Below are 9,993 nucleotides of genomic sequence, written 5' to 3'. Positions count from 1 at the left end.
GACAATGTGGTGCGCCTTCTTCCGCCGCTGACGCTGACCGACGAGGAGATCCGCGACGGCGTTGACCGCATCCGCAGGGCCGCGCAGGGCTTGAGCCAACAGGGTCTCGGCCAGGCGAATGGATCGGCAGCATGAGCGGCACCATGACTGTTCGCCATTTCACCGATCTGTCCTCCATGGCGCCGCAGCAGCTGCGCGCCATCATGGATGATGCCCATGCCCGCAAGTCCCGGCTGAAGGCCGGCGAGCGGTCAAAGCCTTTGGAAGGCAAGGCACTGGCGATGATCTTCGACAAGCCGTCGACCCGTACCCGCGTGTCGTTCGATGTCGGCATGCGCCAGCTCGGCGGCGAAACGATCATGCTGACGGGCACCGAAATGCAGCTGGGACGCTCGGAAACGATCGCCGACACCGCCAAGGTCCTGTCGCGCTATGTCGATGCGATCATGATCCGCACCACCGATCATGCCCGTTTGATCGAGCTGACGGAAAACGCGACCGTGCCGGTAATTAACGGCCTGACGGACGAAACGCATCCGTGTCAGATCATGGCCGATCTGATGACCTATGAGGAACATCGCGGACCGGTGAAGGATAAGCTGTTTGCCTGGACCGGCGACGGCAACAACGTGCTGCATTCCCTGATGGAAGCCTCCGCGCGTTTCGACTTCCGCTTGAACGTCGCGGTGCCGGAAGGCAGCGAGCCGGTGGAGCGTTTTACCGATTGGGCCAAGGCCAATGGCGGCCGCGTCACCTTCACCAGGACGGCGGAAGATGCGGTCGACGGCGCGGATTGCGTGGTGACCGACACCTGGGTGTCCATGGGCTTTGAGGATAAGGCGCGCGGTCACAACGTGTTCCTGCCTTATCAGGTCAACGAAAAGCTGATGGCGCGGGCGCGGCCCGAGGCCTTGTTCATGCACTGCCTGCCCGCTCACCGCGGCGAGGAAGTCACCGACGAGGTCATCGATGGGCCGCATTCCGTTGTTTTCGACGAAGCCGAAAACCGGCTGCACGCGCAAAAGGCCGTGCTGGCTTGGTGTCTGGCTGCTGAACAACCCGCTGCGATAAACGAGGCGACTGCTTTTGCCTGATACAAACCTGCGTTTGGGCGACTTCGGGGTCGCCGGCGACGACCATGTCGTGCCCTTCGAAGTGGCGCCGCTGGATGTGCGCGGCCGTACGGTCCAGCTCGGGCCGATGATCAACAGCATCCTGGAACGGCATGCTTACCCTGAGCCGGTGTCGCGCCTCTTGGCTGAAGCGATCGTGCTGACGGTTCTGATCGGCACCTCCTTGAAGTTCGAAGGCAAGTTCATTCTGCAAACGCGCACGGATGGGCCCGTCGATCTGCTCGTCGCCGATTTCGCCTCGCCGTCGTCGGTGCGCGGCTATGCTCGTTTCGATGCCGAGCGCGTTGAGGCGGCGATTGCGGATCAAGCGACCACCTCGGCCGAACTGCTGGGCAATGGTGTTCTGGCGCTGACCATCGATCAAGGTGCGCACACTCAGCGTTATCAAGGCATCGTGCAGTTGGAAGCGACCTCCTTCGAGGACGTTGCGCGCATCTATTTCCGGCAGTCCGAGCAGATCCCGACCGAAGTGCGTTTGGCGGTAGCCAAGCAGATCGTGCCGGGTGAGGGCGGGGCCAAGGAGCTTTGGCGTGCCGGCGGCATGCTGGCGCAGTTCCTGCCGCGTGCGCCGGAGCGGTTGCAGGTGCGCGATCTGCCCGGCGGCGACGATCCCAACGAAGACATCGCCGATGGCCCGGAAGACAATGCCTGGCTGGAACTGGTCGCCTTGATGGACACGATCGAGCCGGACGAGCTGTTCGACCCGACCGTTGGCGCCGAGCGGTTGTTGTACCGGTTGTTCAACGAGCATGGCGTGCGCGTGTTTGACAGCGTCGAAGTCAAGGACGACTGCTCCTGCTCGCGCGACAAGATCCGCGGCATCCTGGAAGGGTTTTCGGCCGAAGAGATCACCGAAACCACCGAAGCCGATGGCCAGATCCATGTGAGCTGCGAGTTCTGCTCGACGCGATACAGCTTCGATCCCGCCGAGTTCCGGGTCAGGCACTGATCCAAGCGGCTCAGGTCCTTAGTTCACGACGCGCGGCGTAGCCTGCGGCGCGTCGAGCGAGAAGGCGGGAATGTCGACGCTGAACACGGCGCCGTCGCGGCCTTGCATGTCGTAGCGCCCGACCATGAAGCCTGATGGTGTGCTGAGCGGGCAGCCTGACGTGTATTGAAAACTATCCCCGGGTTCGAGCTCCGGCTGCTCGCCGACAACACCTTCGCCGTCGACGATCTCCACCTTGCCGCGCGCATCGGTGATCTGCCAATGGCGGGCAACAAGGGTCACCGCCTGGTCCGACTTGTTGGCGATCGTGATGCGGTAGGCCCAGAGATAGTGGCTATCGTCTGGATCGGAGCGGTCCTCGAGATAGAACGGCTCGGCGGTGACTTCGATGTCATAGGTGGTGGCGCGATACATGGTCACTCAGTTCCCGTCTTCCCGCCCGGTTGCAGCTTTGCTGTCTCAACAAGCGCAGTCAAGCCACACTGTTCCGCCGCTCGGACAGGCTTGATGGCTGGCGCTGGCGCGGATAGCGCGGGCAACTCCTCGCCTCCACATGCATGCTTCTCGCCAGAACGATGTTTCAGTCGTAGTCTCCTTTTGGGAGGACTAAAATGATGACGGAGGAAGATTTCCGCGCTTTGGCGCTTTCCATGCCGCAGGCCGTTGAAGACAGCCATTTCGACGTGGCCGACTTCAGGGTCGGCGGGCATATTTTCGCGACCTTTCGCACACAGGACGGCCGCGCTGTGGTGAAGCTTTCGCCGGAAGAGCAGATCCTGTTTCGCGAACAGGCGGAGGCGCTGTTCACGCCCGTCCCCGGAAGCTGGGGCGAAAAAGGCTGGACGATGATCGCGCTGGAGAAGATCGAGCCCGACCTGCTCCGCCAGGCCATGCACCTGGCTTGGCGGAGCGTGGCGCCGAGAGCGCTGCTTTAGATCCGAACCTTCAGATCTTCGACAAAGCCTGATCGAAGTCGGCGATCAGATCGTCGGTGTCCTCCAGGCCGGTGGAGAAGCGCAACGTGCCTTCGCCGATGCCGCCTTCCGCGCGCGCTTCCGGCGTCAGGTTCTTGTGGGTGGTGGTTGCCGGATGGGTGATCAGGCTCTTTGCATCGCCGAGATTGTTGGAGATCAAAACGATATCCAGCGCGTTGGCGACACCGAAAGCCGCTGCCTTGTCTTTCAGCTCGAAGCAGATCAGCGTGGAGCCGCCGGTCATCTGCCGCGCGATGATCTCGGCCTGCGGATGGTCCTTGCGGCCGGGATAGATGACCTTCGAAACCTTGGGATGATCGGCCAGGAAGTCTGCGATCTTAGCCGCGCTTTCCGTCTGCTGCTTGACGCGAAGCGGCAGTGTTTCCAAGCCCTTCAGCAGGGTCCAGGCATTGAACGGCGACAGGCTCGGGCCGGTGTGGCGGAAATAATCCTGCAGCTTTTCTTCGATCCACTCCTTGTCCGACAAGATGACGCCGCCGAGGCAGCGGCCCTGTCCGTCGATATGCTTGGTGGCGGAATAAACCACGACATGCGCGCCGAGTTCGAGCGGCTTCTGCTGCAAGGGCGTGGCGAAGACGTTGTCGACCACGAGGCGCGCATTGATGCTGTTCGCGATCTTGGCGACAGCCGCGATATCCACGACCTCAAGCGTCGGGTTGGTCGGGCTTTCCAGGAAGAACAGTTTGGTGTTGGGGCGCACGGCCTGTTCCCAGGCCTGCAGATCGCGGCCATCGACCAGCGTGGACTCGATGCCATAACGCGGCATCAGGGTTTCGATGATCCAGCGGCAGGACCCGAAAAGCGCGCGCGCAGCGACGACATGGTCGCCGGCCTTGAGGCTGCAAAGAAGGGCGGCGGCAACGGCGGCCATGCCGGATGCGGTGGCTCGGGCTTCTTCCGCACCTTCCAGCGCGCACATGCGCTTTTCGAAGATGTCGTTGGTGGGGTTGGCATAGCGCGAATAGATGAAGCCGGGTTCTTCGCCCTTGAAGCGCGCTTCCGCCTGCTCGGCCGTGTCGTAAACGAAGCCCTGGGTGAGGTGGATCGCCTCCGACATTTCACCGAAGTTCGATCGCAGCGCGCCTGCGTGGACGAGGGTGGTGGCGGGTTTCCAGTTGCGCGTATCAAAGCTCATCATCATGTCCCAAAACTGAAAGACCGGCACAAAAAAACCGGCCGCGACGTCGCAACCGGTCCAAAAGGCTCAACGCCCGCGGTCCTTTAGCGACTTGTTTAACGTGGCTGCAAGCCGACCGGCAAATCACCACGGGATAAGGTCCTTTAGACCCGCGCGAATGCTTGCGTCAACCTTGCGCTTTGCCCATCCTCGCGCACGCGTAGGAGTAGGCTCAGGTTGCGTACAGGCATTCTTCCCGATCGAAACATAGCGGCGCTTTTTCAAAGCGGCGCGCTGACGACTGGCCGTCCGCTCGACACCGACCAGATCCAGCCGGCGAGCCTCGATTTGCGCCTAGGTGCAAAAGCTTACCGCGTGCGTGCGAGCTTTCTGCCGGGCCAAGCGAGCACGGTCGAAGCCAAGCTCGACCGCCTGAAGCTGCACGAGATCGACCTCAGCGCCGGCGCGGTGCTGGAAACCGGCTGCGTTTACATCGTGCCGCTGCTGGAGGCGCTTGCGCTGCCGAGCGAGATCGCGGCCTCCGCCAATCCGAAAAGCTCGACCGGCCGGCTCGACATCTTTACGCGTGTGATGACGGATCACGGCCAGGAATTCGACAAGATCCCGGCCGGCTATCGCGGCCCGCTCTATCTCGAAGTCTCCCCGCGTACCTTCCCGATCGTGGTGCGCACCGGCTCGAGACTGTCGCAGATCCGCTTCCGCACGGGCTCGGCGATGCTGGACGGCGCAGCGCTGCTCGATCTGCATGAGCGCGAAACGCTGGTCGCATCCGAACAGCCCAACATTTCCGGCAACGGTATCGCGCTGTCGATCGACCTCAAGGGAGCCGGTGGTGGCGTGATCGGCTATCGCGGCAAGCATCACACCGGCGTGGTGGATGTTGATAAGCGCGCAGCTCAAGACGCAGCCGACTTCTGGGAGCCGCTGACGGATCGCGGCCAGGGCGAGCTGATCCTCGATCCCGACGAGTTTTATATCCTGGTTTCGCGCGAAGCCGTGCATGTTCCGCCCGATTTTGCGGCGGAAATGACCCCTTTCGACCCGCTGGTAGGGGAATTTCGGGTCCATTATGCCGGTTTTTTCGACCCCGGCTTCGGCCATTCGCAGGCTGGCGGTACGGGAAGCCGTGCCGTGCTGGAAGTGCGCAGCCACGAAGTGCCGTTCATTCTCGAACACGGCCAGATCGTCGGCCGTCTAGTATACGAGCATATGCAGGGGCGGCCCGATGCGCTTTATGGCGCGGACCTCCAGTCGAACTACCAGGCGCAGGGCCTGAAGCTGTCCAAGCATTTCCGTTGATACGAGGCGTGGCGCTGATCGAACACAGCGCTCTGAACAGAGTGTGATCGCACTGCGGCAGCATTAGCTGTAACTGATCTGAGCGCGGCGCGTTGATGCATCAACAAAGGCTGCCTGATCGGAGAACGGATGTATTATATCGCGCTGGCGACGGACTATGACGGAACGCTTGCCACCCATGGCAAGGTTTCTGCCGAAACGTTGGCGGCGCTGAAGCGGTTCAAGGAAAGCGGGCGCAAGCTCATCCTCGTCACCGGCCGTGAGCTGCCGGACCTGAAGGAATGTTTCCCCGAGTTCAAGCTGTTCGACAAGATCGTCGCCGAGAATGGCGCGCTGATCTACACGCCCGCCAGCGAAGAAGAGCGCGTGATCGCCACGCCGCCGCCGCCGGCTTTTATCGAAGCGCTTAAGGAACGCGGCGTGGATCGCATGTCAGTGGGGCGCGCCATCGTCGCGACCTGGGAGCCGCATCAGAATACGGCACTGGACCTCATCCGCGAACAGGGCCTGGAACTCGAAATCATCTTCAACAAGAGCGCCGTGATGATCCTGCAAAGCGGGGTCAACAAGGCGACGGGCCTCGATGCCGCGCTCGATGATCTCGGCTTTTCCGCACACAACGTCATCGGCATTGGTGATGCCGAGAACGACCATGCGCTGCTGCGCCGCTGCGGGCTTGGGGTCGCGGTAGCCAACGCCATTCCGGCCCTGAAAGAAACGGCCGACCTCGTGATGCGCTCGGAGCGAGGGCGCGCGGTCGAGAACCTGATCGACCGCGTGCTGAAGAAGGGCGGCGAGGAACCGCTGGTTCAGAAGCAGGCGGTTGCCGTTGGCTGCAACGACGATGATACGCCTGTCGAGCTTTGGCCGACAGACACGGTGCTGATCGCCGGCACGTCCGGCATCGGCAAGTCCACGCTGGCGACGGCACTGACTGAACGCTTCGTGGAAAAGGATTTCCAGTTCTGCGTGTTCGACCCGGAAGGCGATTATGACGGGCTGGAACATGCGGTCGTGGTCGGCGATGGCGAGGCTGCACCGACCAAGGAACAGGCCCTGCAGCTGCTGGAACAGAGCCGCACCAACATCGTGGTGAGCACGCTTGCGCTCGGCCTGGATGAGCGTCCGCCCTTCTTCACCGACTTCCTGCCTGAACTCGGCCGGCTGCGCTCGCGCTGCGCCCGACCGCATTGGCTGATCGTCGATGAAACGCATCACCTTATGCCGAAGCGCCGCGAAGACACGCCGCTGGTGCTGTCGGTGCGTTTTCCGGGCATGATCATGATCACCGTGCATCCGGATTCCGTGTCGGCTGATGCGCTGAAGCTCGCGACGGCGGTGATCGCGCTGGGGCCGGAAGGCGACAAGGTCATCAAGAAATTCTGCGCCATGACCGGCCGCGACATGCCCGCAGGCGTGAAGCCGGCATCGGATGAGCAGGTACTGTTCTGGCGTCCTGACGGCGAGGACGCGCCGCGCCCGATCACGCCGATCAAGCCGCTGCAATCGCGCAAGCGCCATTCGCGTAAATATGCGGTCGGCACGCTCAACGAGCAGGGCAGCTTCTATTTCCGCGGCCCAGGCGACAAGATGAACCTGCGCATCCAGAATCTCATGATCTTCGTCCAGGTCGCGGAAGGGATCGACGAGGAAACCTGGCTGCACCATCTGCGCGCCGGCGACTTTTCGACCTGGTTCAAGAAGCAGCTGCGCGACGACGAGATGGCGGAAGAAGCGCGCGCCATCGAGCAGGATGACAGCTTGTCGCCAGATGATACGCGCAAGGGCATCATCGAAGCCGTGCGCCGCCGTTACACCGCGCCGGATGCCGCACCGGAATGAGGAAAGGCCACTCGATCGGTTCGCTGCCCTGACAAGGGCCGGCCTGCTTCCTATGTAAGGCTGCAATCCCAAGCAGAAGGAAGCGTACCATGCCCGAACTCGACGCGGCTAAGTCCGGCCAATTCTCCATCGGCGGTTCCATCACCGTCAACCGTCTCGGCTTCGGCGCCATGCGGATCACCGGCCCCGGCATCTGGGGTCCGCCCGAAGATCGCGAAGAAAGCATCCGCACGCTGAAGCGGGTGCCCGAACTCGGCATCAACCTCATCGACACCGCTAACTCCTACGGTCCGGACGTGTCGGAAGAGCTGATCCGCGAAGCGCTGCATCCCTATGGCAGCGACATGCTGATCGCCACTAAGGGCGGCTTGACTCGCGAAGGCCCGAATATCTGGACGCCAAAGGGCAATCCCGAGCACCTCATCGAAGAAGCCAAGAAGAGCCTGAAGAAGCTCGGCGTCGAGCAGATCGACCTTTGGCAACTGCACCGCATCGACTCAGATGTCGATCGCAGTGAGCAGTTCGATGCCATCAAGTCGCTGATCGACCAGGGCATCATCCGCTATGCCGGTCTGAGCGAAGTGTCGGTGGAAGACATCGATGCGGCATCGAAGGTGTTTCCGGTAGCGACCGTGCAGAACCGCTACAATCTGGTGGCGCGCGGCAGCGAGGATGTTCTCGATTATTGCGAGGCCAACAAGATCGGCTTCATCCCCTGGGCGCCGCTGGCGTCAGGCGACCTCGCGGTTGAAGGCAGCATCCTCGACACCATCGCACGCGAGCATGGGGCTTCACCGAGCCAGATCGCGCTCGCCTGGATCCTGAAGCGCTCGCCGGTGATGCTGCCGATCCCCGGCACGTCGAAGGTCAAGCATCTTGAGGAGAATGTCGCCGGTGCGGCCATTTCCCTGACTGAAGGCGAGTTCGATGCGCTAGATGAGGAAGGCCGTAAAGGTTGATTTCCGCTTTCCAGGTCGCGATAACCGAATTGGATTTGCGACCTGGAGGCTGTTCTGAGAACGTTTATGGTGATCGGCGGCGGAGCCAGTGGTGTTCTGGCCGCCGTCCAGCTTCTATCGCGGCCGCAGATTGAAAAAGTCGTCCTGTTTGAACGCGGCGACCTTGCCGCCGGCATTGCTTACGGTACGGAGCATCCAGGCCACCTCCTGAATGTTCGCGCTGAGCGTATGAGCGCATTCCCCGATCAACCCAGCCACTTCCAGGATTGGATCGGCCATGTCGACCAATGGAAACCGGAAGGCGGCTGGACGGGACACTCCTATGTGCCGCGCCGTCTGTACTGCGATTATCTCCAGAGCCTCATCGCGCCTTTTCTGAACACGCCTCGCCTTGAATGGGTGCGCAGTGATGTCGCGACGCTCGATGAGGACGGTGGCGGCGTTTCGGCCGTGACCAAGGATGGCGCGCGATATACTGCCGAAGCGGCGATCCTTGCCACCGGTAACGAAGCGCCTTCGTTGCCTGATGTACCTTGGCGGCACGTCGGCTGGTCCAACGCACCGATCCCATCTTTGTCCGATGATGCGCCCATCGCCATCGTCGGCACCGGCCTGTCCATGGTGGACGCCGTGGTGTCGCTCCTTGATCGCGGCCACAAGGGGCCGATCACCGCCATTTCGCGCCGCGGCCTGCTTCCGCAGCCGCATCGCTCTGTGGAGCCAATGGAGTTGAGCGCGGCAGACGTGCCCAAACAGACCGATCTGATCGGCATGGTCCGCTGGCTGCGAAAGCGTGTGCTTCAGAAACAGGCCGAAGGTTTTGATTGGCGCGGGGTGGTGGATAGCCTTCGGCCCCACACGCAGGCGCTGTGGCAAGGTCTTTCCGATAAGGACCACCAGCGCTTCCTGCGCCACGTTCGTCCCTTCTGGGATGTTCATCGCCACCGCATGGCGCCGCAGATCTATGCGCGTTTGGCGGCCGCACAGGCGGACGGCCAATTGCGCATCATCAGCGCCCGCGTGGCTGCGGTGGAAGGCAACGGCGAAGGCGCTGTCGTGACGATCGAGAAGCGGGGCACCCACCAGGAACAGCGCATCGAGGCGCGTCTGGTGATCGAATGCCGTGGCGCTAGCGGCGATCTCGCCAGGACCCACAACCCGCTGCTGGCCGAACTACGCGACGCGGCCATCCTTCATCGCGACCCTCTCGGCCTTGGCATCCATGTCACGCCGGAAGGCGCGACGATCCGTGGCGATGGCTCCGTTTCCGATAGGCTTTTTGCTGTGGGACCGATCACGGCGGGGTGCTTCTGGGAGATCATCGCCATTCCCGATATTCGCGGCCAGGTCGCCGATCTGGCGCAGCGGCTGGCCGGCGATGCGCAACCGATGGATGGTGCTTGTCCAGACTGCTGAACACAGGCTAAGCTCTGTTGCCGGTTGGGAGGAGACCGCCGGCAACAGGCATGACAATCGGAGTTGAACGGAAGCAGTAGGGCATTCGCAGGCAACGGGAGGAGACCGTGGTCGGAACACACATCGCGCAACACAAGAACCGCGTGCAGGCGGCGATCGCTTCCAACGAAGCGGCGCGCTCGGCGCTGGTCGCATCATGGCAGCGCTCGCTGGCCTTGCATCATCTTGATCCCGCAGCCTCCGCACCGCCGCAACGGCTGAC

General features: G+C 62.3%; 9 protein-coding genes, 1 pseudogene and 1 riboswitch. Of the genes and pseudogenes, 8 read left to right on the top strand and 2 right to left on the bottom strand.

The window, feature by feature from the left end; genetic code table 11:
* The 3 genes and pseudogenes from RTX98_RS14175 to RTX98_RS14165 all read left to right on the top strand — a co-directional run.
* Window positions 1-135 (top strand): annotated as a pseudogene (locus RTX98_RS14175) (acetylornithine transaminase); the annotation flags it as partial.
* A gap of 8 nt (window positions 136-143) precedes the next feature.
* Entirely contained in the window at window positions 144-1,094 is a 951-nt protein-coding gene (gene argF / locus RTX98_RS14170; protein ID WP_312797400.1) for an ornithine carbamoyltransferase, read from the top strand.
* On the top strand, window positions 1,087-2,082 hold the full coding sequence (locus RTX98_RS14165; RefSeq protein ID WP_312797379.1) for an Hsp33 family molecular chaperone: 996 nt from the start codon (window positions 1,087-1,089) through the stop codon (window positions 2,080-2,082). Before argF ends, RTX98_RS14165 begins: the two co-directional genes overlap by 8 nt.
* 18 nt (window positions 2,083-2,100) lie before the next feature.
* On the opposite strand, the gene apaG is transcribed toward RTX98_RS14165, so the two are convergent.
* A complete protein-coding gene (apaG, locus tag RTX98_RS14160; RefSeq protein ID WP_312797397.1) occupies window positions 2,101-2,496 on the bottom strand; it encodes a Co2+/Mg2+ efflux protein ApaG in 396 nt (131 codons plus the stop codon).
* A gap of 197 nt (window positions 2,497-2,693) precedes the next feature.
* Between apaG and RTX98_RS14155 the strand changes: the two genes are divergently transcribed.
* Window positions 2,694-3,017, top strand: a complete 324-nt coding sequence (locus tag RTX98_RS14155; protein WP_312797377.1) for an MmcQ/YjbR family DNA-binding protein — start codon at window positions 2,694-2,696, stop codon at window positions 3,015-3,017.
* Between the two features lie 10 nt (window positions 3,018-3,027).
* On the opposite strand, the gene RTX98_RS14150 is transcribed toward RTX98_RS14155, so the two are convergent.
* Complete coding sequence (locus tag RTX98_RS14150) at window positions 3,028-4,212, bottom strand: O-succinylhomoserine sulfhydrylase (RefSeq protein ID WP_312797375.1); 1,185 nt, start codon at window positions 4,210-4,212, stop codon at window positions 3,028-3,030.
* Window positions 4,213-4,278: 66 nt separating this feature from the next.
* A riboswitch (SAM riboswitch) is annotated at window positions 4,279-4,355 on the bottom strand.
* Between the two features lie 76 nt (window positions 4,356-4,431).
* Between RTX98_RS14150 and RTX98_RS14145 the strand changes: the two genes are divergently transcribed.
* The 4 genes from RTX98_RS14145 to RTX98_RS14130 all read left to right on the top strand — a co-directional run bounded on the left by RTX98_RS14145 (window position 4,432) and on the right by RTX98_RS14130 (window position 9,731).
* Window positions 4,432-5,514 carry a 2'-deoxycytidine 5'-triphosphate deaminase gene (locus RTX98_RS14145; protein ID WP_312797374.1) on the top strand — a complete coding sequence of 361 codons (1,083 nt, stop codon included), beginning with the start codon at window positions 4,432-4,434 and terminating at the stop codon, window positions 5,512-5,514.
* Between the two features lie 129 nt (window positions 5,515-5,643).
* Entirely contained in the window at window positions 5,644-7,356 is a 1,713-nt protein-coding gene (locus tag RTX98_RS14140) for an HAD family hydrolase (protein WP_312797373.1), read from the top strand.
* A gap of 89 nt (window positions 7,357-7,445) precedes the next feature.
* Window positions 7,446-8,315, top strand: coding sequence for an aldo/keto reductase (locus RTX98_RS14135; protein ID WP_312797372.1), 870 nt, complete (start codon window positions 7,446-7,448; stop codon window positions 8,313-8,315).
* Window positions 8,316-8,381: 66 nt separating this feature from the next.
* A complete protein-coding gene (locus RTX98_RS14130) occupies window positions 8,382-9,731 on the top strand; it encodes an FAD/NAD(P)-binding protein (RefSeq protein ID WP_312797370.1) in 1,350 nt (449 codons plus the stop codon).
* The last annotated feature ends 262 nt before the right edge of the window (window positions 9,732-9,993 follow it).

The organism is Tianweitania sp. (assembly GCF_032053605.1).
Taxonomy (GTDB): domain Bacteria; phylum Pseudomonadota; class Alphaproteobacteria; order Rhizobiales; family Rhizobiaceae; genus Tianweitania.
This window is presented reverse-complemented; position numbering and strand designations above follow the sequence as displayed.

Bases quoted from the DNA above. Each gene is read 5' to 3' on its own strand.
- argF (WP_312797400.1), top strand. From the start codon at position 144: ATGACTGTTCGCCATTTCACCGATCTGTCCTCCATGGCGCCGCAGCAG.
- apaG (WP_312797397.1), bottom strand. From the start codon at position 2,496: ATGTATCGCGCCACCACCTATGACATCGAAGTCACCGCCGAGCCGTTC.
- RTX98_RS14155 (WP_312797377.1), top strand. From the start codon at position 2,694: ATGATGACGGAGGAAGATTTCCGCGCTTTGGCGCTTTCCATGCCGCAG.
- RTX98_RS14150 (WP_312797375.1), bottom strand. From the start codon at position 4,212: ATGAGCTTTGATACGCGCAACTGGAAACCCGCCACCACCCTCGTCCAC.
- RTX98_RS14140 (WP_312797373.1), top strand. From the start codon at position 5,644: ATGTATTATATCGCGCTGGCGACGGACTATGACGGAACGCTTGCCACC.
- RTX98_RS14135 (WP_312797372.1), top strand. From the start codon at position 7,446: ATGCCCGAACTCGACGCGGCTAAGTCCGGCCAATTCTCCATCGGCGGT.
- RTX98_RS14130 (WP_312797370.1), top strand. From the start codon at position 8,382: ATGGTGATCGGCGGCGGAGCCAGTGGTGTTCTGGCCGCCGTCCAGCTT.